At 65.7% G+C, this 20,098-nt stretch carries 15 protein-coding genes and 1 pseudogene; 6 read left to right on the top strand and 10 right to left on the bottom strand.

What is annotated here, in order from left to right; all coding sequences use genetic code 11:
* Positions 1-245: 245 nt before the first annotated feature.
* A complete protein-coding gene (tyrS, locus tag DFR29_RS28305; RefSeq protein WP_133822003.1) occupies positions 246-1,457 on the bottom strand; it encodes a tyrosine--tRNA ligase in 1,212 nt (403 codons plus the stop codon).
* 332 nt (positions 1,458-1,789) lie between these two features.
* On the opposite strand from tyrS, the gene DFR29_RS28300 reads away from it, so the two are divergent.
* A complete protein-coding gene (locus DFR29_RS28300) occupies positions 1,790-3,136 on the top strand; it encodes an OapA family protein (RefSeq protein ID WP_243746209.1) in 1,347 nt (448 codons plus the stop codon).
* A gap of 12 nt (positions 3,137-3,148) precedes the next feature.
* Positions 3,149-4,261: an anhydro-N-acetylmuramic acid kinase gene (locus DFR29_RS28295; protein ID WP_133822001.1), complete on the top strand. Its 1,113-nt coding sequence runs from the start codon at positions 3,149-3,151 to the stop codon at positions 4,259-4,261.
* Here the strand turns inward: DFR29_RS28295 and DFR29_RS28290 are convergent.
* From DFR29_RS28290 to DFR29_RS28270, 5 genes are all read right to left on the bottom strand, one after another.
* Positions 4,246-4,539, bottom strand: coding sequence for a hypothetical protein (locus tag DFR29_RS28290; protein ID WP_133822000.1), 294 nt, complete (start codon positions 4,537-4,539; stop codon positions 4,246-4,248). The two genes, DFR29_RS28295 and DFR29_RS28290, sit on opposite strands and share 16 nt — an antisense overlap.
* 102 nt (positions 4,540-4,641) lie before the next feature.
* Positions 4,642-5,901 (bottom strand): AmpG family muropeptide MFS transporter, encoded by a 1,260-nt coding sequence (locus DFR29_RS28285; RefSeq protein ID WP_243746208.1) that lies wholly within the window; start codon positions 5,899-5,901, stop codon positions 4,642-4,644.
* Positions 5,898-6,668, bottom strand: coding sequence for an exodeoxyribonuclease III (locus tag DFR29_RS28280; RefSeq protein WP_133821999.1), 771 nt, complete (start codon positions 6,666-6,668; stop codon positions 5,898-5,900). Before DFR29_RS28280 ends, DFR29_RS28285 begins: the two co-directional genes overlap by 4 nt.
* A gap of 78 nt (positions 6,669-6,746) precedes the next feature.
* Positions 6,747-7,805, bottom strand: coding sequence for an efflux RND transporter periplasmic adaptor subunit (locus tag DFR29_RS28275; protein WP_166654417.1), 1,059 nt, complete (start codon positions 7,803-7,805; stop codon positions 6,747-6,749).
* 24 nt (positions 7,806-7,829) lie between these two features.
* Positions 7,830-10,934, bottom strand: a complete 3,105-nt coding sequence (locus tag DFR29_RS28270) for an efflux RND transporter permease subunit (RefSeq protein WP_133821997.1) — start codon at positions 10,932-10,934, stop codon at positions 7,830-7,832.
* Between the two features lie 302 nt (positions 10,935-11,236).
* On the opposite strand from DFR29_RS28270, the gene DFR29_RS28265 reads away from it, so the two are divergent.
* Positions 11,237-12,358 (top strand): helix-turn-helix domain-containing protein, encoded by a 1,122-nt coding sequence (locus DFR29_RS28265; RefSeq protein ID WP_133821996.1) that lies wholly within the window; start codon positions 11,237-11,239, stop codon positions 12,356-12,358.
* Here the strand turns inward: DFR29_RS28265 and DFR29_RS28260 are convergent.
* From DFR29_RS28260 to DFR29_RS28250, 3 genes are all read right to left on the bottom strand, one after another.
* A complete protein-coding gene (locus DFR29_RS28260) occupies positions 12,338-12,997 on the bottom strand; it encodes a DUF2306 domain-containing protein (protein ID WP_133821995.1) in 660 nt (219 codons plus the stop codon). The two genes, DFR29_RS28265 and DFR29_RS28260, sit on opposite strands and share 21 nt — an antisense overlap.
* Positions 12,998-13,211: 214 nt before the next feature.
* A complete protein-coding gene (locus DFR29_RS28255) occupies positions 13,212-14,006 on the bottom strand; it encodes a LytR/AlgR family response regulator transcription factor (RefSeq protein ID WP_133821994.1) in 795 nt (264 codons plus the stop codon).
* Complete coding sequence (locus DFR29_RS28250) at positions 14,003-15,088, bottom strand: sensor histidine kinase (protein ID WP_166654416.1); 1,086 nt, start codon at positions 15,086-15,088, stop codon at positions 14,003-14,005. Before DFR29_RS28250 ends, DFR29_RS28255 begins: the two co-directional genes overlap by 4 nt.
* A gap of 170 nt (positions 15,089-15,258) precedes the next feature.
* Between DFR29_RS28250 and pyrE the strand changes: the two genes are divergently transcribed.
* The 3 genes from pyrE to DFR29_RS28235 all read left to right on the top strand — a co-directional run bounded on the left by pyrE (position 15,259) and on the right by DFR29_RS28235 (position 19,517).
* Positions 15,259-15,903: an orotate phosphoribosyltransferase gene (gene pyrE / locus DFR29_RS28245; protein ID WP_133821992.1), complete on the top strand. Its 645-nt coding sequence runs from the start codon at positions 15,259-15,261 to the stop codon at positions 15,901-15,903.
* A 129-nt stretch (positions 15,904-16,032) separates the two neighbouring features.
* A complete protein-coding gene (locus DFR29_RS28240; RefSeq protein WP_133821991.1) occupies positions 16,033-16,701 on the top strand; it encodes a DUF4124 domain-containing protein in 669 nt (222 codons plus the stop codon).
* Entirely contained in the window at positions 16,701-19,517 is a 2,817-nt protein-coding gene (locus DFR29_RS28235) for a PD40 domain-containing protein (RefSeq protein ID WP_133821990.1), read from the top strand. Before DFR29_RS28240 ends, DFR29_RS28235 begins: the two co-directional genes overlap by 1 nt.
* 105 nt (positions 19,518-19,622) lie before the next feature.
* On the opposite strand, the pseudogene DFR29_RS28230 reads toward DFR29_RS28235, so the two are convergent.
* Positions 19,623-20,098: pseudogene (locus DFR29_RS28230) on the bottom strand (phosphomannomutase/phosphoglucomutase); the annotation flags it as partial.

Raw genomic sequence — 20,098 nt, 5'->3', positions numbered from 1 at the left:
TCGCTACCCAACCCCTCGCTCCGCTTAACCACCGCTGCGAAGGGCCGCGAATAATACATCCGCTTTCGATTCCGTCAACCCCCGGCAAACGTCTTCCGACTCCACCGAAAACCAACCTCAAAAACGCCGCATCAACCGCACCAGGTTTCACTACCTGACCCCTCCTCTTCGGCTTGCACCTCAGCGAAGGGGCGCGAACTCTAACATCGGTTTTCGATTCCGCAAGCCCCTGCGCGAAAGAGATTTCACGCGGTAGTCAGGCGTACCCGGGCGAAACCGCGCTTGCCCAGCTGCAGCAGGTGTTCCCCACCCGCAAGGAACACTCGGGAACCGTCTTCGACCACATATCCGTCTATACGCACGGCACGTTCGCCCACCTTGCGCGACGCCTCGGAGTTGCTCGTTGCCAGGCCCGCCGCCTTCAACAGCGCTGCAATGCGCAGCCCCTCCGTAGGTACGGCAATATCCTGAACCGCCAGATCGGTCGGGACGCCACCGCCCTGCACGATCTCGTTCCAATGCCTTACAGCCGCCTCGCCGGCGCCGGCGCTATGGAAGCGCGTCGTCAGCTCGATCGCCAGCTGCATCTTGTAATCGCGCGGGTTGACTCCTCCGCCAGAGACCGCTTCGCGCATACGCGCCAGCTCGGCCAGCGACTTGTCGAACGAGAGAAGTTCGAAGTAACGCCACATGAGGTCGTCGGACAGGCGCATGACCTTGCCGAAGATCTCGTTCGGTACTTCATTGATACCGATGTAGTTGCCCAGCGACTTGGACATCTTGTTGACGCCGTCCGTCCCTTCGAGCAACGGCATGGTCAACACGATCTGCGGCAGCTGGCCGGCCTCTTCCTGCAGTTGCCGCCCGACCAGCAGGTTGAACTTCTGGTCGGTACCGCCGAGCTCGACATCAGCTTTAAGTGCCACCGAGTCATAGCCCTGCACCAACGGATAGAGGAATTCGTGAATGGCGATGGGTTGTTCGCCGCGGTAGCGCTTCTGGAAATCGTCGCGCTCCAGCATGCGTGCCACCGTGTGCTTGGCCGCCAGCTTGATCATGTCGGCAGCCGACATCTGGCCGAACCATTCCGAATTGAAGCGGACTTCGGTGCGCTCCCTGTCCAGTACCTTGAACACCTGATCCGAATAGGTCACGGCGTTGGCTGCGATGTCGGCCGGGCTCAACGGCTTGCGCGTGACATTCTTGCCCGTAGGGTCGCCGATCATGCCGGTGAAGTCGCCGATCAGAAAAATGACCTGATGCCCCAGGTCTTGAAACTGGCGCATTTTGTTCAGCAAGACGGTGTGACCCAAATGCAGGTCTGGCGCGGTCGGATCGAACCCGGCCTTGATCCGCAGCGGACGGCCGAGCTTGAGCCGCGATTCCAGGTCTTCCCGCTTGATGATTTCCTCGGCGCCACGACCGATCAGGTCCAACGCCTCCTGCAACTGGCTCATTAGCTACGTCTCCGGTTCCTGCCTGGTGACCCCGCGCGCAGGAGTGGACGTATGGCCGTCCAGGCGTCCGCGGCAGGGATGATTCGAGGGGTTCGCAGTTAATTATTCGTTAACCCGGTAAACCCTTGCAAACCCGCGCCACTGCTGGCGTTGACGGGGTTCGAATGACGCGGCTATGGTACGGGCCGTTTGATGGGAATGCGACCGTGACCGACAGCCCAACACCACATTCCAGCCGTCGCAGCAACCGACGCCTCGCTTTGCGGCGTCGCGCCTTGCGCAAGCATTTCCAATTTTACTCAAAGTGTAAAAATTGGGCGCTCGCGCAGAACGTGTCGGTATCGCCAATTTCCTGGCGCCGCGAACACTGGGTACTGGCCAGCGTGGCCGTCGCCTTCACGGTCATTGTCGGCATGATCATGCCGACCTGGGCTCGCGCGATGAAGAGCGAGGGCGAAGTGCCCAGCGTCACGACCTTGTCGCTGCCGTTGCCGGCCTTGAGCGCCGATGCGCAGTCGGCCGACGACAAGGCCCTGGCCGGCCTGGCCGCCGCCGGCATGGTACCGGGCATGGAAAACGATGCCTGGAAAATCGCTATTGTGCGCACCGGCCAGTCGCTGGCCGATATTTTTCACGAACTGGGCCTGTCGCCGACCGAGCTGCAGCGCCTCGTCAACGCCAATGTGGACAACGGCGCCTTCCGCCGCATCCACCCCGGCGACGAATTCGCTTTCCGCATCGATGGCGCCGGCAAGCTGCAGGCGCTGCGCTTCGATCGCGACGACCACACCCGCGTCGTACTGCGCCTGGACGCCAGCGGGGTGCACAGCGAAGTGGCCGAGCGCGCCTTGGAGCGCCGCGTCCATGTCGCCCACGGCAGCATCAAGAGTTCGCTGTTCGAGGCCGGCGACAGCGCCGGCATGACCGATTCGATGACGCTCAAGCTGGCCCAGGCCTTCGGCTACGACATCGACTTCGCCCAGGATCTGCGCGTGGGCGATACCTTCACCGTGATCTACAACGACGTCTACCGAGAAGGTGAACGCCTGCGCGACGGCGACATCATCGGCGCCACCTTCATCAACGGCGGCCGGCGTTTCACCGCATTCCGCTACGAAGACGGCGAAGGCACTGTGTCCTTCTACAGCGAAGACGGCCGTCCGCTGAAAACCTCGTTCCTGCGCACCCCGGTCGAATTCACACGGATTTCCTCGCGCTTCTCCGCCGGCCGCATGCATCCGGTACTGGGCAAGATGCGTGCGCACAAAGGTGTCGACTATGCCGCGCCGACCGGCACGCCGATCTACGCGGCCGGCGACGCCAAGGTCGAGTTTCGCGGTGTCAAGAACGGTTTCGGCAATGTGGTCATACTGCAGCACGGCGGCCAGTACAGCACCGTCTACGGCCATATGTCGCGCTTCGCCGCCGGGCTATCGGGCGGCCAGCGCGTACGCCAGGGCCAGCTGATCGGCTATGTCGGCATGACCGGGCTGGCCACCGGCCCGCACCTGCACTACGAATTCCGCATCAACGGCCAGCATCGCGATCCGCTCAGCGTGACCCTGCCCAAGCCCGAACCGCTGCCAGCCACCGAACTGGCCAAGTTCAAGCAGTTGACCCAGCCGATGTTGGCCCAGCTCAAGCGCTACGAAGATCCGCGCCTGGCATTGGCCAAGTAAGCACGACGGGGCATGGACGCACCGCTCTACCTCGGCCTGATTTCCGGCACCAGCGCCGATGCGATCGATGTCGCGCTGGCGCGCTTCGATCCGCAACCGCAGTTGCTTGCGGCGCTGGCAGTACCCTACCCGGCAGCCCTGCGCCCCCGCGTGCTGACGCTGGCGCGGGAAAAAGCCGAAATCAACCTCGACGAACTCGGCAGCCTGGACGTGGAACTGGGCCATGCCTTCGCCGACGCGGCGCTGGCCCTGCTGCAGCGCGAAGGCATCGCGCCCGAACGCATTCACGCACTCGGCTCGCATGGCCAGACCGTACGCCACAAGCCGGGCCTGGCAGCGCCGTATACCTTGCAGCTGGGCGATCCGAACGTTATTGCCGAGCGCACCGGCATCGTCACCGTCGGCGATTTCCGCCGTCGCGACATCGCTGCCGGCGGCCAGGCCGCACCGCTGGTGCCGGGCCTGCACGCCGCCCTGCTGCATCATCCCGAACGCGAACGCGTGGTGCTGAACCTCGGTGGCATCGCCAATATCACCGTGCTGCCGCGCGACCCGTCGGCAGCGCTGCGCGGTTTCGACACAGGACCAGCCAACTGCCTCATGGACGGCTGGTCGCTGCAACAGCGTGGCATCGGCTGCGACGAGGGCGGTGCCTGGGCCGCAAGCGGCCAGGTCGACGAAGCCTGGCTGGCGCAGTTGCTGGCAGAACCGTATTTCCACCAGACCGGCCCCAAGAGCAGCGGCCGCGAGGTGTTCAACCAGGACTGGCTGCAACGTCAGCTGGGCCAGCGCAGCCTGGCTGCAGTCGATGTACAGGCCACACTGCTGGCCCTGTCCGCACGCAGCGTCGCCGCGGCAATACGCCAGGCCGCACCGGCAACCGAAGAGGTTCTGGTCTGCGGCGGCGGCGTGCACAACGCCAGCCTGATGCAGGCCCTGGCAACTGCACTGGCGCCACTGACGGTGGCGAGCACGGCCAGCTGCGGCGTCGACCCCGACTATGTGGAAGCCATGGCCTTCGCCTGGCTGGCGCGCCAGCGGCTGCTTGGCCTGCCGGGCAATCGCGCCGACGTCACCGGGGCGCGCGGACCGCGCGTACTGGGCGCGATCTACTTCGGCGTCTGAGTCTCGCCAACCGGGCCGTCGGAAAACAGCGGCTTTCCGGCTACCCGTTCGAATGCTTCGAGCGCCGCGCGAAACGCCGCCGTCTCGGTCGATTCCCAGGTGCCGGAAAGCATGGCGATGTCATGCAGCTCGCGCTGCGCGTCGTCCGGCGCCAAGCCTACGCCGCGGCGCAAGGCAAACAGAATAGCCTCGTTGATCGACCACTGATGCTCGCGCGCGATGTCCTTGATGCGATCGGCCAGGGCCTCGTCGATATGGCGTACAAGAATGTCTGGCACTGCGTCCCCGCCGTTTCGTCGTCAGATTCGGCCCCTGTGTGGACGATTGTCGCAGCATGCGGCGGCAATTTCAGCCGCCGCAATCCTGCATCGCCCTGCCCATCACGCCGTGCGCACGTCCAGCGCCGCAATGCGCGCGCGCAGCAGCCAGACCATGTACAAGCCGGGAATGGCGGTGAAGACGGTGGAAATGAAGAACGGTCCCCAGCCTATGCTCTCGACCAAGGTCGCCGCCGCCGGACCCAGATAGACGCGCCCGATCACTGCCAACGCGCTGATCAGGGCGAACTGGGTGGCACTGAAGCGCTGGTCGCACAACGCCATCACCAGGGCACCGAACGCGGTAGAGCCCATGCCGCCGATCGCATTGTCCAGCAGCACCACCAGCACCAGGGCGGGAATGTCCGGCCCGGTCAGGGTGAGCCAGGCAAAGCCGATATTGGTCAGCGCCTGGGCGATACCGAATACCAGCAACGCCGGCACCAGTCGCATGCGCATGAGCAGCCAGCCGCCGAGCAGCGAACCGGCCAATCCTGCCGCCAGGCCGACGAACTTGTTGACGGTGCCGACTTCAGTCTGGGTATAGCCGACACCGCGCAGCAGAAAGGTAGTCGACAGAGCCAGCGAGAACGCGTCAGCCAGCTTGTACAGGACGATCAGCGCAATCCAGGCCAGCACCGCAGGACGGGTGAAGAACGCGCGCAGAGGTTCAATCACGGCGCTGACGAGGTCGCGCGGCGGCGCTACTGCCGGCGCATTCGGCGTGGCCAGCGTAGCCAGCGTAGCCAGCACCATCAGCGCGGCCATGATCTGGTAGACCATCGGCCAGCCCAGCCGGTCGGCGAGGATCAGCGCCAGCCCGCCCGAGGTCAGCATGGCCAGACGGTAGCCGGCCTGGGTGAGGGCCGAGCCCCAGGCGCGTTGCTGGGGCGTGGTCAGCAGGTCGGTACGGTGCGCGTCGAAGGCGATGTCCTGGGTGGCCGAGAAGATGGCCAGCAACACCGCAAGGAACACGATCGCGCTCAGATTGCCCTGGGGATCGAACAGCGACATGCCGAACAGGCAGGCGGCACAGCCGAGCTGGCACAGCAGAATCCAGCCACGCCGACGGCCCAGCAGCGGAAACGCATAGCGATCGACCAAGGGAGCCCAGAGCGGCTTGAACACATACGCCTGGCCGATAAGCGTGGCCCAGCCGATCGCCTTGAGGCTCAGGCCCGCGGTGGTCAGCCATGCCTGCAGCGCGCTGGCCGACAAGGCCAGCGGCAAGCCCGATGCAAAGCCCAGCAGGGCGATTGTCATCAATCGACGGCTGCGCAGTTCGTCGCCATTGGCCATGACGCCGGCCGGCGCGGAACTCACGTGGCGTAGTCCACGGTATACGGCGCGTGGTCGGAGAAACGCGGATCACGCAGGATTTCGCAACTCTTCAGGCGTTCGCGCAGCGACGGCGTGATCACCTGGTAGTCGATGCGCCATCCCACGTTGTTGGCATAGGCCTGGCCACGATTGGACCACCAGGTGTAGTCCTCGGCTTCCGGCTTCAGGCTGCGATAGCTGTCGACCCAGCCGCGCTCCAGAAACAGCGTGTCCAGCCAGGCGCGTTCCGCCGGCAGGCAGCCCGAGGTCTTCTGGTTGGAACTCCAGTTGCGGATGTCCTTGCGCGTGTGGACGATGTTCCAATCGCCACAAATGACATAGTCGCGGCCGCTCTTGAGCCATGCGTCGAAGATCGGCGTAATCCAGTCGATGCACTTGAACTTGAATGCCTGGCGTTCGTCGCCGGAAGAACCCGAGGGGAAATACATCGAGACCACGCTGAGGTTGCCGTAGCGCGCCTCGATATAACGGCCTTCCTCGTCGAAGTCGGGCCAGCCCAGCGCAGTCAGCACCTGGTCGGGTTCCTTCTTCGAATAGATCGCGACGCCGCTGTAGCCTTTCTTGCTGGTCGCGTCGCGGTAATAGCTGTGGAAGCCCTTGGGCCGGAACAGCGCATCGCCGAGCTGGTGTTCCTGTGCCTTGGTCTCCTGCAGGCAGACCACGTCGGCCTTGTGCTTGGCCAGCCAGTCGTAGAAACCCTTGCTCGCCGCCGAGCGGATGCCGTTGGCGTTGAAACTGACGATGCGCATAGCTGACCCTGTGCCGGCAAAGATGGCAGGTTAGCGAGCGCCGCGCGGCGCGCCAAGCACCGCGCGATCCCACCCTTCTCAGCCCTCGACCACCCGCACTGCCTGACCTGGGCTCAGGCGCTCCGCGCCGCGCACGATCACCCGGTCGCCGGGGCTGAGCTGGCCGGTGACTTCGACCAGCGCATCGCGCGCCGCACCGGCGCGCACTTCCACCTGCTCGGCCGTGTTGTCCGCCTTGACGCGCATCACGTAGGTATGCGCCTCGCGCAGCACCAGCGCGTCGCGGGGCACGGTCAGCGCCAGTTCGCCGCCCGATTCGGGCAAGGCCACTTCCACTGCCGTGCCGACCAGGGCAAAGCCTTCGGGCAGGCTGACGCGCAGCTCGAACTGGCGCGAACGCTCGTCGCCGACCGGCACTACCGCGCGCACCGTCACCGGTTGCGTGGCGCCGTGCAGGCGCACCTGGATTTCCTGCCCGGCCTTGACCTGCGGCGCCAGCGCCAGCGGCGCCTGCACACGGGCTTCCAGCCGCTGCGTATCGACCAGGTGCGCGACCGCGGCACCGGTCTGCAGGTATTCACCGCGCTGCGCGAAGCGCTCGCTGACCACGCCGCTGAACGGCGCGCGGATATCGGTTTCGCTCATATCGTGCTCGATGCTGCGCCGCTCCGCGTCGGCGCGGGCCAGCTCCTGGTTGGCTCCTTCCAGGCTGGCGCGCGCCTCGTCCAGCTGGGTCTGCGCCACCGCATTGCCCGGCGCCAGCCTGGCCAGGCGCGACATCTGGGTACTGGCCAGGTCGCGCTGCGCCTTGGCCCGCCCGGCACTCGCGCGTGCCTGCTCCAGGCGCAGGCCCAGCGACACGTCGTCAAGCTTAGCCAGGCGCTCGCCCTTCTTCACCACGGTGCCGACTTCGGCGATCTCGATCACGCGGCCGGCCGCCACGCTGGCGATACGCGCGTCGTCGCGGCTGACCACGCTGCCGGGCACCCAGCGCTGCGGCGACAGTTTGGACGACACGGCCTGCGCGACTGACACCGTGGCCGCCGGCGCTGCTGGCGCGGGTTCAGCCGCCACCGTCAATGCCGTCGGTGCGGCGAGCAGCGCGGTCAGCACCAGACTCAGGGAAACAGTCTTCATCACATTCTCCATAACTTGCAGGTATCAGGCAGCACGCGGATAACCCGATTCGCGCGCGAGCGGTTCGGTCGCGGTTTCCACTTTGCGCTGGCGCCGCCATTGGCTCAGGCGCATCAGGCTGGGCAACAGCAGCAGCGAGAACACCAGGCTGATCACCACGCCGCCGACGTTCACCGCGGCCAGGCCTCGGTAGATCACGCTGCCGGGGCCCGGATTCACTGCCATCGGCAGGGCGCCCAGCGCGCCGGTCAGGGTCGAGGCGATGATGGCGCGCAGGCGCTGGTTCAAACCGATACGAATGGAATCTTCCAGAGTGTGGCCTTCGATCTGCGCCTCGCGGGTCAGGTCCACCAGCAGGATGGCGTGGTTGACGATTACGCCGATCATCATCACGAAGCCGATCATCGACAGCAGATCCAGCGGCTGGAACGCAAACAATCCCAGCACGCGCAGGCCGACCATGCCGCCGATCAGCGCCAGCGGCACCGTCAGCATGACGATCACCGCATCGCGCAGCGACTTGAACAGCGCCGCCATGATCAGCAGCAGCACCAGCAGTGCCAGGGCGAAGTTCTTCGTCATGGTGCCGACGATCTGCTCCAGCCGGTCGGCGCTGCCGGCCATCAGGATGGTGCCGTCCGCCGGCAGCGATTCGCGCAGCTTGGGCACGACCTCGCGATTGACCGTGGCCAGCGCATCCTCCAGCGACAGCGTGGCCGGCGGGTCGATGCTCAAGGTCACAGTGCGGCGGTGATCGAGGCGGCGGATAAGGGTCGGCCCCATCACGGTCTGCAGGCTGACCAGGTCGCCCAGCGGAACGACCTGCCCCGACGGTGTGACCAGCGGCGCTTCGGCCAGCTGTTCCGGCGTCTGTCCCGCGCTGGCGCGCAGGATGATCGGCACGCGCGTCTCGCCGTTGAAATACTCGCCCAGCCAGGCGCCGGCACCGACGGTCCGCACCACCGTGCCGACCGAAGTACGGTCCCAGCCCGCTTCGGCGATGCGCCGGTCGTTCGGCACCGCATGCAGTTCGGTCTGCACCGAATCGGTATTCGGGAAGGCCTGCACGTTGGCGCCGGGGAAGGTTTTCTCCAGCAGCTTGCGGCCATCTTCGGCAGCGCGCTCCAGCGCCTTGGTGTCGTCGCTCTGCAGGTGCATGGCGATGGAACGCGCCGAGCCGCCGAAGCCGCCGAACAGATCGCCCTCGCCGGCAAAGGCGCGCGTGTCGGGCAGGCCGACGATCACTTCCTCGCGCACGATCTTTTCCAGCTCGCCGATGCGCGATTCGTCCACGACGCGCGCACCGACCGTGCCGCCACCGGGCCACATCAACAGGTAGTAGTTCTTCAGCTGCGGCTGCTTTTCGCCCTTCATGTAGGGCTGCAGGCGCTCCAGGATCTTGCCCGCGATTTCGCGATTGACCACTTCCGGGCTCATGCCCGGCGGAAAACTGAAACTCGCGTCGATCGCCGCGCGCTTGACCGGCGGCAGATAGTCCAGCCGCGGCAGGAAGACCCAGCACAGGATCAGCGGCGCGATCAGCAGCGACACCACCCAGCCGATCTGCTTGGCCGGCGTGTCGGTCCAGCGCAGGATGGTTTCGGTCAGCTTGGGCCAGCCGTCGCCGAAGCCAGAGCTGAGCTTCTTCGCCTTGAGCCAGCCGCCCGCCGCCGCCGGCAGCACGGTCAGCGCGACGACGATGGAAATCGCCACCGAGATCGAGATGGTCAGGGCCAGGTCGGCAAAGATCTGTCCTTCCACGTCCTGCAGGAACAGCACCGGCAGGAATACCGCAATCGTGGTCACGGTCGAGGCAAACAGCGCCGGCACGACCTGCTTGGCACCGGCCAGCGCGGCCTCCACCGGCGTCATGCCCGATTCCTTCAGGCGGATGATGTTGCCGGATACGACGATGGCGCCTTCGACCACCATGCCGACCGCGAACGCCAGCCCCGCCAGCGAAATCACGTTGAGCGTGCGCCCGGTCAGGTGCAGCACGACGAAGGTGGCGAGCAGGCAGATCGGAATCGAGGTCGCGATCAGCAAGGTGGCGCGGCCGTCGCGCATGAACCACCAGACACAGACCAGGGCCAGCAATGCGCCGACGATCAGGTTCTCGGTCAGCAGGCCTACCGCGCGATTGATGAAAAGCCCTGCATCGAAGGATTGTTCAATGCCCAGGCCCTGCGCCTTGAGCGGGCCGTCGCGCAGTTCTGCCACTACTTTCTTCACTTCATCCAGCGTGCCCAGCACGTTGGCGCCGCTCTGGCGCAGGATCTGCAGGCCGATGGCCGGATTGCCGTTCTGGTAGGCGAAGAAGCGCGGTTCCGGCGGACGCACCTCTACCGTGGCCACGTCGCCGAGCTTGATCGGCTTGCCCTCGCGCCAGGCCAGCACCAGTTCGCCCAGCTGTTCCGGCATATACCGGCCGATGAAGCGCAGCGTGTACTGACGCCGGCCGACCTCTACCTGGCCGCCGGAAACATCGGTCGCGCTGGCTGCGCGTGCGGCGATGTCGGTAATCGGAATGCCCATGGCCGCGGCCTTGGCCAGGTCGACCGTGATGCGCACCTCGTCCGGCGGTCCGGAATTCACGTTGACGCCGGCCACGCCGGGCACGGCTTCCAGGCGCGGCCGCACCGTTGTATCGATGAATTCGCGATAGTCGTGGATCGGGCCCTTGGTACCCGGCAGCAGTTGCACGAAGAACCAGGTCAGCGACTGGTTGGAGCCGTCCTCGCCCAGCTGCACCACGGGCCGGTCCGAGTCGCGCGGCAGCGGCGGCAGTCGGTTCAGGCGGCCCAGCACTTCGACCAGGGCATTCTTCATGTCCGTGCCGATGGCGAAGGTGAGATTGATATTGCTGCCGCCGGTGCCCGCGTTGCCGTCGAGTTCTTCCAGGCCCGGCAGACCTTGCAGCACCTGTTCCTGCGGCTCCAGCAATTCCGATTCGACTTCGATCGGCGATGCGGACCGCCAGTTGGTCTGGATCGAAATCTGCGGCCGCTCGATATCGGGGAACAGCTGCAGCGGCAATTCCCGCAGGCTGAGGAAGCCGAATACGCAGACCATCAGTACCGTGACGCCCACTGCAACCGGATTGCGCAGCGATGTTTCTATGAGTTTCATGAACCCTCCCAACCGGCAAACGTGGTATTGCCGGTCTCTCTCCCGTACAGGTTCGCGCTACCGACGCCTGTTGGGATGCACCGAAGGTCATAGAGGTTGCGCGCGCTGCGCCGAAAAGCGGTGGATGCACGCCGGGTTGAACACGGATGTTGCAGGACTGCGCAAAGGACGGCCGCCCCTGCACCGATGAGCGCTGAAAAAAGACGCACAGATTCAGCAATGCGCAGACCGCAGCCTGCCCGGCAGCACGAACAGCGCGACGCCCTGGGCATAATCGCCGCTTCCTCTTTTTCGCCACGCCCATGATTTTCTGGAGCATCGTCTTCGTCATCGGCGCCAGCCAGGCTACCTGGCTGGCGCTCGCCCTGTGGCGGCGTCCGGTGAACCGGCCCGGCAATCGCGTGCTGGCGGCCTGGATTGCCCTGATCGGCTTCGATCTGGCGATCAAGGCGCTGTACTTCAGCGAGCCGGCTGCGTCGCTGTACAAGCTGTACCGCTTTGTCGGGCTGTTTCCATTTCTCTACGGCAGCCTGTTCTACCTGTATGTGCGCAGCCTGACCCAGGCGCGCGCGCCCGGCTGGCGCGACAGCCTTCATCTGCTCGGATTCGCCGTGGCCCTGGCGACCAAGGCCTCGCTGTTTCTCGCCAGCGACAGCCAGATAGCAGCACTGTTCGCCGCACGCAGAAATGAAAGTCCTACGCTGTGGCTGGATATTTTTCTGTTCGGTTACAGCCTGTCGTATGTGGCGGCCGCCCTGCTGCGCGTGATGCGCTACCGCCGCGGTCTGCTGGCACGGCGCTCGGACGCGGACCGTGTGTCGCTGCACTGGGTCGATACGATGGCCATCTCGCAGATCGTGATCTGGTGCATCGCCACCGCGCGCTGGATCACGCCGGTTGCCTGGCTCGACTATCCGATGATCTACGGAGCCGTGGTGATGTGGATGTTCACCGTTGGCTATCTCAGCCTGGGTCAGGTTGAATTGCCGGCCGAACCAGAGCCGGAGCCGGGCACCGGCACCGAGAGCCGTGTGGCAGATACCGACGATGCCCGCTTCCCGGCCGTCGAAGCGCGCCTCGCCCAGCTGATGCAGCAGGAACAGGCGTATCGCGAACCCGCCCTGACCATCGCCCAGCTGGCGCGGCGCAGCGGCTACCCGGAATACCTGGTTTCAGCGGTGATCAATCGCCGTTTCGACGGCAATTTCTGGGAATACATCAACCGCCATCGCACCGAGGCCGTGCGAGCCTGCCTGGCCGATACCAATGACGGCCGCAGCATTCTCGACATCGCCTACGCCTGTGGCTTCACCGCGAAATCGACCTTCAACGCGGCCTTCAAGCGCCAGCTCGGCGCCACGCCCAGCCAATACCGGCAGCAGCAGGCGGAGCAGCGCGCCCGCTCAGCCGGCAGCGGCGAATGAGGGCTGCACCGGCACGCGGCGCTGGCGCCAAGCCTGGAGGTACAACAGCAGCTCGCACAGCACCAGGTTGATGCTCCAGCATGCCCAGGCGGCAAAGATATAGACCGGCAGGAAACGCAGATGCAGTACGCCCATTCCGATGCCGAGGATCAGGCGCAGGGTTACCGCGGCGAAGGTCAGGGCGATGCTGCGCCACATCCAGCGCCGGTGCCGCTCCAGCTCACCGCGCACGGCATAGGCGATGCCCAGTCCGGTGCTGAGCAGCCAGACCGGCGCCAGCAGCGCGAAACCGGCGCCGCTGGCCCAGCCGCCCTGGGCCTTGGGCGCCAGCAACAGGCCGGCGATACCGCCGATCAACACAGCCGCGGCATATAGCCAGCCTGCCAGCCGATGCAGCCCCGGCGCACGCCGGCGCAACCAGCCCCACACTTGCACCGGCGCCAGCAGCAGGGCCAAGCCCGCGCCGAAGAAGTGTGCCGGCACATCCAGGCCCGATACGGCGAAGCGGGCGGCAAAGGGATTGCGCGGCGAATAGCTGCCGTACAGATAGCCGAACGCGTACACGGCGGTGGCCACGCAGGCCGCCGCGAAAATCAAACCCAGCGGCCAACGGCCCCAGCGATACAACCAGCCCGCCATGATCTGCTCCCGCTTCGATTCGAGGGAGCCAGCCTGACGTCCGGCAAGGCGTGTTTCGTCCGGACCGGTGGATTCGTACCTCCGGCGCGTGCGGCGCAGCGGAAACGGACGGCGGAATCGCTGCGCCCGTCGCGTGGTTCACGACATGTGCGGGCTCGGCGGCAAAGCCGGCGACAAGCACAGGCGCCGCACTCGATACGTGCCCGGGCCCGACCTAATGCAGCAGATGCACCTTGTCCTTGTAGCTGCGCGACAGCTTCAGCGTCTGCCCCGACTCAAGGGTGACGAAATACTCGCCGTTGAGGTGGGACCGCAGCTCGCGTACGCAGGCCAGATTGACGATGGTGGAGCGGTGGATGCGCTGGAAGCGGCGCGGGTCCAGGCGCTGCTCCATCTCGCGCATGGTGGCGCGGATGACGAAATTCTCGGCGGCGGTATGGATGCACAGGTAGTCGCCGGCCGCGTCGATCCAGCGGATCGCCTCCGGGTCCAGCCGTACCGTGCGATTGCCGTCGCGGATGGCGAGCTTCGGCACCGGCTCGCCGCCCGGCTCCTGCGCCAGCGCATCGGCCAGGGTCAGGTCGGGCTTGCCCGACATGCGCGCCAGCAGGCGCAGCAGCTTGTCACGATTGTCCTCGGCCGAGCGCGCGCTCAGCCGCTCGCGCACGGTCTGCAGCGCCTGGTGCAGGCGGCCTTCCTCGACCGGCTTGAGCAGGTAGTCGACCGCGCAGGCGGAAAACGCATCCAGGGCGTATTCGTTGTAGGCGGTGACGAAGACCACCAGCGGCAGGGTTTCCGCCGGCAGCGAGCGCAGCAGGGCGAAGCCGTCCATTTCCGGCATCTGGATATCGAGAAACATCAGGTCAGGCTTCAGCGCCGCGATGGCAAAGCCGGCCTCGCGGCCGTTGCCGGCCTGGCCGACGATCTCCACATCGGCCTCGCCGGCCAGGCGCAGTTCCAGGCCGCGCCGGGCCAGCGGTTCGTCGTCGACGATCAAGGTGCGGATCACGCCACGCTCCGGGTTTCATAAGGCAGGACCAGGGATACTTCCACACCGCCGCAATTGCCGTCGGCGTCGCCGGCGCGCGTGTGCACATTCACGCTCTGGCGCTCGCCGTACAGCACCTTCAGGCGCTCGCGCGTATTCGCCAGCCCCACGCCATTGCCGTTGCCGACACAGGCCTCGGGCAGGCCAGGGCCGTCGTCGACCACCTGGATATGCAGGGAACCGTCCTTCACCTGCGCACTCACGGCAATCGTGCCGCCTTCGATGCGCTTGCTGATCGCATATTTGATGCAGTTTTCGATCAGCGGCTGCAGCACCAGGCTGGGCACCAGGGCGCGGCTGGCCTGCGGCGACACATCAATGGCCACGCGCAGGCGCTCGCCGAAACGCAGCTGCTCGATGCCCAGGTAGCGTGTCAGCGCTTCCAGCTCTTCCTCCAGGCTGACCCGCTGCATGGGGTCGGAGTCCAGCGAGTGGCGCAGGAAGGCAGACAGTCCGCTGACCATGCGGTTGGCCGTGGTGTTCTGGTTGTCCATCACCAGGGTGGAGATCGCGTTCAAGGTGTTGAACAGGAAATGCGGATTGAGCTGGTAGCGCAGCATCTTCAGCTGCGCCTCGTGCGCGGTGGCGTTGGCGCGCAAGGCGTTTTCGCGCTCGTGGGCGATTTCCCGGCTGAACTTTATGCCGAAGTAAAGCCCGCTCCAGGACAGCATCACGTACAGGGCCGAACCGAAGTAGCCGATATAGCCGAGAAGGCTTTCCGGCCGGCATTCGAAGCACCAGCGGAAGATCGCCTCGGCATAGGTGGTCGAGTACACCGCTGTTGCCAGCAGCAGCAGCAGGCCGGAAGCAGCGATCAGGCGCGCCGTGGACAGGCCCCAGATGGCCCGGTAACCCAGGCGCAGCAGGCTGGTCACGACAAAGCCGATGATGGTCGCCGCCGCCGAGACCCAGGCGTATTCCCACGGCTTGCCATGGCCGACCGCGGCCAGGTAATGCAGGCTGAAATAACCCAGCCAGCCAGCCGCCTGCAGCAGCCAGAACAGCCGCGCCGGCGAGGCAACGATGGTTTTCAGATGGGTCATTTGCGATGGCGAGACCATGTAGCAATGCTAGGGACGCAAGCCACATAGCAGAGCGCACTTCGGCGCATGGCTGCAACCGTTGGGCGCGGCGCCGCGGCGGCGGCGGCGAGGCTTATGCCGGCGCCCCTGGGCGGCGGCTTGCCTACAATGGCCTTTTTCCGGAGGCCCGCATGCAGCCGCATCAACGCGATTTTCTCGACCTGGCCCTGCACAAGCAGGTACTGCGCTTCGGCGAATTCACCCTCAAGTCCGGCCGCACCAGCCCGTATTTCTTCAATGCCGGCCTGATCGACAGCGGTGCCGCGCTGGCCCGGCTGGGCCGTGCCTACGCCACCACGGCCAGCGCCTCGGGCCTGGCCTTCGACATGCTGTTCGGTCCGGCCTACAAAGGCATCGCCCTGGCCGCCGCCACCGCCATCGCCCTGGCCGGCGAGCACGGCCGCGACCTGCCCTTCGCCTTCAACCGCAAGGAAGCCAAGACCCACGGCGAAGGCGGCACGCTGATTGGCGCGCCGCTGCGCGGCCGCGTACTGATCGTCGACGATGTGATCACCGCTGGCACCGCAATCCGGGAGTCTCTGCAGATCATCCGCGATCACGGCGCCAGCGCCGCTGGCGTGTTGATTGCATTGGACCGGCAGGAACGCGGCCAGGGGGAGCTGTCGGCAGCCCAGGAAGTGACGCGCGAGTTCGGCATTCCGGTACTGGCCATTGCCAGCCTGGGCGATCTGCTGAATTTTGCCGCCGAACGTCCGGAGCTGTCGGACCAGCACGACCGGCTGCAGGAATACCGCAGCCGCTACGGCGTGGCCTGAGCCGTGCCGGGCACCACAGCGGCGCGCTGAAGACGACACCTATACTGGCCAGCCAGTAAGGCACGTCGCCACGGCGCGCCGAGTCGCGTCTGCACATCGACCGTCTTGAACTGTTTCCAGGAGTTGCGCATGCAGTCGGCATTGAAAACCACCGTGTTGACCCTGCTGCTGATCGCCGGGATCGGCAGCGCCATCGACGCCATGGCTCAGGCGGTCAAGGACACCCGCCTGCGCTACAAATGGCGCGACGAGGCCGGCAGCCTGCATTTTGCCGACAACATGCCACCGGAAGCGGCGCGCCTGGGCTATGAGCTGGTCAACCAGCAGGGCGTCGTCGTGCGCCGGGTCGAGCGCGCCAAGACCACGGAAGAACTGGCCAAGGACAAGGCCGACGCGGAAAAGCTGGCCGAGGAACAGCGCAAGGCCGACGAGAACTCGCGCCTGGATGCGCAGATGCTGGCCGCCTATCCGACCGAAGAAGACCTGCGCCGCTCCATCCAGGCACAGCTCGACCTGATCACGCAGAACATCCAGGCCACCGAGGTCGGCATTGCCAGCCAGGAAAAGAGCCTGGCCGAACGCCTGGTGCATGCGGGCGAGCAGGAACGCAACGGCAAGGTGGTACCGACCAACGTACAGAACCAGATCAACACCCTGCGCAAAGGACTGAATGACCAGAAGGCATTCCTGGAACGTCGCATGGCTGATCGCGCCACGATGGAAAAACAGCTCGTCGTCGACCTCGAACGCTACCGCACGCTCAAGGCCAAGCAGGACGAGCAGCGCAAAGGTCGCTGATGCGCTACCGCCCGGCAGATCCCCGTTCTGAGCCTCTCGCCACTGCGTTCACCGGCGACGCCAACGACGACGCCTTCGCCGCCGACCGCCTGAGCCTGCAGACGGAACGGCTCGGTGTGGCTTGCCACGCCAGCGGCGGCGGCATGCTGATGGACCAGGCGCTGATCATCACGGACGCGCGATTCCGAATGTATCGGAAGACGGCGCTACGCTCAGCCCGCGACGCGCGTCCCATCGCAGCCGAGGTCCCCATGCTCATCGCGCCAAACGTTCGCCGTCGTTGCAGCAACTGGCTCCTCTACGTATTCACGCCGTTGCTCGCCGCTGCCGGCCCGGCCGCCGCGCAGCAGATCGAAGTGGTCAACCGCACCAACATCGCGACGCCGATTCCGACCGACGGCTGGGGCTCCGGTCCGGCCGCCCTGTCCAGGAACGGCCGCTACGTACTGCTTCACTCCAACGCGTCCAACCTCGTGTCCGGCGACCGCAACGGCGTGACCGACGTGTTCGTGCTCGACAATGCCGACGGCATGTTTGAACGCATCAACCTGAGCCCGGCTGGCGAGCAGACAGTCCATGCCGACCTCGCCGGCCGCGGCGGAGTTTCCGACGACGGCCGCTACGTGCTGTTCAGCGTACGCAAGTTTGCCGATACGCCGGGCTTTGACGTGATACAGGTGTACCTGCGCGACCGCCAGACCGGCACGAACAGGCTGCTCAGCCGCGAGGGCGGGGTGGGCGGCGGCTTCAGACCCAGCTACGCCAACGACCTGTCCGCCGACGGACGCTACAGCGTCTACACTCAATTCCACAGCACCATATTCGGTGATACGACCGACGTGTGGCGTTACGACGCCCAGACCGACCAGAGCACGTGGGTATCGGTAAGCCCGACCGGCAGCGACGGGAACGGCCGCAGTTTCAATGCAGAGCTCAGCGCGGACGGCCGCTATGTGCTGTTCTATTCCCACGCCAGCAATCTGGTCGCCGACGACACCAACCAGGCCCTGGATACTTTTCTGCGCGACATGGACAGCGGCGTTACGCGTCGTGTCAGCGTGTCCAGCAGCGGCCTGCAACTGACCGCTCCACTGGCTGGCTCGCCCAGCCCAAACTACCGCGATTACACCAGCCGCCATCTCAGCGCCGACGGCCGTTATGCCCTGTTCGACACGGTCGAGAACGCCGCTCCCGACGATACCAACGGCCTCACAGACGTCTATCGTTTCGACGCCCAGACCGGCACGACCCGCCGCATCAGCACGGGCACGAGCACGGGCGGCAGCTCGGCCAGCATCAGCACCGACGGCCAGCGCATCGCATTCCAGTCCCGGCCGCCGCAACCGGCCGCATCGACGCGGATCTACGTGCGTGACCTGGCGGCCGACAGCCTGCAGCAGCTCCCGTTGACTATCGCGCCTTGGTCCGAAACCACCGCCTACGGCAACCTGGTACTGGCCGGCAGCGGCAGCATGGTGTACTTCACCTTCACCAGCGATGCGATGCCAGGGGCGAGCGGCGCGCACGTGCACCGCTACGACATCGCCAGTACGACGCTGCAGTGCATGACCTGCAACGGCTCCCCCCGTCCCTACGCCAATGACAACAGCGGCGGCGATGACGATCTGGGGCCGGCACTCAGCGATGACGGCCGCTTCGTTGCCTTCAGCTCGCTCGCGCGCAACCTCGTCACCGGCGACAACAACGGCGTCGCCGACGTATTCGTGCGCGACCGCCTGACCGGTACGACCGAGCGCATCAGCCGGCGCGGCAACGGTACGGAAAGCAGCTGCGCCAGCGAAGACCCCTCCATCACGCCGGACGGCCGCTTCGTCGTCTTTGCCAGCTGCGGCGATCTGGTTGCGCCGGCCAGCGGCGCACGTCTTGAGGTCTACCGCTACGACCGCTCGAGCGGCCAGCTCGATCTCGTCAGCATAAATGCGCAGGGCGGCCGCGCCGACGAAGAAAGCACGCACCCGCACATCGCGGCCGACGGCCAAACCGTGGTCTTTGCGTCCCGCGCGACCGATCTCGTGACAGGAGGCACGAACCGCGGTGGACCACACGTCTTCATTCGCCGCATGACGGCGGCCGTCACCGATCTGGTCAGCAGGACCGCGACCGGCCTGCCCGCCAATTCCGCTTCGCTCGCGCCGCAGATTTCGGCCGACGGCAGCAGCGTCGTCTTCTACAGCACTTCCACCGACCTGATCGCCGGCGACAACAATCTCAAGGCCGACGTGTTCGTGTTCAACACGCATAGCCTGGCCACCGAACGCGTCAATCTCAGCAGCGCCGGCGGCGAAAGCATCGGTGAGGTGGGAGAGTACGGCATCAGCGGCGACGGCAGCCGCGTGGTCTTTTCGAGCAACGCCACCGATCTCGTTGCCGCAACGACAACCGAACGCATGCGCAGCTTTCTGCGCGACCGCACTGCCGGCACGACGCGGCTGATCGTGCCGCAGAACAACCCACTCAACTACAGCTTCGATCCCGATATTTCCGCCGACGGCCGCCGCATTACCTTCATCTCCATGACACCCGGCCAGGTCACGCCGGGAGATACGAGCGAAGGATTCCGGATCTACCTGTATGACGACGCGGACGCCAGCTATCGCGCCCTGACCTGGTACAACCAGACCTACATAGAGCCGCACCTGATACACAGATCGCCGCGCCTGGCCGCCGACGGCAAAAGCGTGGGCTTCGTCTCTTCACGCAAGGATCTGGCCGACGACGGCAACAGCCGACTGCTGGACGTGTTCCTCGTCCACAGCTACACCGACGAGCTGTTCTCCGACGGATTCCAGCCGTAACGCCAGCCGCGGGCAGGGCGCGCGTTCGCGCCGATCGCCCGCGATTGCCGGCTGAGTCCTGAAAAGGCAACGTGGCGCGGCCTGGCCGGCCACGTCGTCCGCGACTCAGAACGGCAACTTGAGGTGGGAGTCCACCGCCAGCAGCTGCTTGCGGAACACGTCCTGGATGCGCAGCAAGGCCTTGTCGCTGTCGGCGTCAAAGCGCAGCACCAGCACCGGCGTGGTGTTGGAGGCGCGCACAAGGCCCCAGCCATCAGGCCAGTCGGCGCGCACGCCGTCGATGGTGGTGATGCGGGCACCTTCGAAGCTGACGCGTTCGCGGAAACGTTCGATATAGCGGTAGTGCTCGCCCTCGGCCATTTCCACTTTCAGCTCCGGCGTGCTGACACCCTTGGCCAGGCTGTCGAAGATCTGCTGCGGATCGCGTCCTTCCACGTCACCGGCGAGGATTTCCATCAGGCGCGCGGCAGCGTAGATGCCGTCGTCGAATCCGTACCAGCGCTCGCGGAAGAAGAAATGCCCGCTCATTTCGCCGGCCAGCTCTGCGCCGGTTTCGCGCATTTTTGCCTTTATCAGCGAAT

The sequence above is a fragment of the Tahibacter aquaticus genome, from assembly GCF_004363655.1.
Classification (GTDB): domain Bacteria; phylum Pseudomonadota; class Gammaproteobacteria; order Xanthomonadales; family Rhodanobacteraceae; genus Tahibacter; species Tahibacter aquaticus.
Note: the sequence above shows the minus strand (reverse complement) of the source record. Positions and strands in the feature narration are given on the sequence as shown.

What these genes read in the sequence shown, in the direction of transcription:
- DFR29_RS28240 (WP_133821991.1), top strand. Translation starts at nt 16,033, where the DNA reads ATGCAGTCGGCATTGAAAACCACCGTGTTGACCCTGCTGCTGATCGCC.
- DFR29_RS28270 (WP_133821997.1), bottom strand. Translation starts at nt 10,934, where the DNA reads ATGAAACTCATAGAAACATCGCTGCGCAATCCGGTTGCAGTGGGCGTC.
- DFR29_RS28260 (WP_133821995.1), bottom strand. Translation starts at nt 12,997, where the DNA reads ATGGCGGGCTGGTTGTATCGCTGGGGCCGTTGGCCGCTGGGTTTGATT.
- DFR29_RS28295 (WP_133822001.1), top strand. Translation starts at nt 3,149, where the DNA reads ATGGACGCACCGCTCTACCTCGGCCTGATTTCCGGCACCAGCGCCGAT.
- DFR29_RS28265 (WP_133821996.1), top strand. Translation starts at nt 11,237, where the DNA reads ATGATTTTCTGGAGCATCGTCTTCGTCATCGGCGCCAGCCAGGCTACC.
- pyrE (WP_133821992.1), top strand. Translation starts at nt 15,259, where the DNA reads ATGCAGCCGCATCAACGCGATTTTCTCGACCTGGCCCTGCACAAGCAG.
- DFR29_RS28275 (WP_166654417.1), bottom strand. Translation starts at nt 7,805, where the DNA reads ATGAAGACTGTTTCCCTGAGTCTGGTGCTGACCGCGCTGCTCGCCGCA.
- DFR29_RS28250 (WP_166654416.1), bottom strand. Translation starts at nt 15,088, where the DNA reads ATGACCCATCTGAAAACCATCGTTGCCTCGCCGGCGCGGCTGTTCTGG.
- tyrS (WP_133822003.1), bottom strand. Translation starts at nt 1,457, where the DNA reads ATGAGCCAGTTGCAGGAGGCGTTGGACCTGATCGGTCGTGGCGCCGAG.
- DFR29_RS28235 (WP_133821990.1), top strand. Translation starts at nt 16,701, where the DNA reads ATGCGCTACCGCCCGGCAGATCCCCGTTCTGAGCCTCTCGCCACTGCG.
- DFR29_RS28280 (WP_133821999.1), bottom strand. Translation starts at nt 6,668, where the DNA reads ATGCGCATCGTCAGTTTCAACGCCAACGGCATCCGCTCGGCGGCGAGC.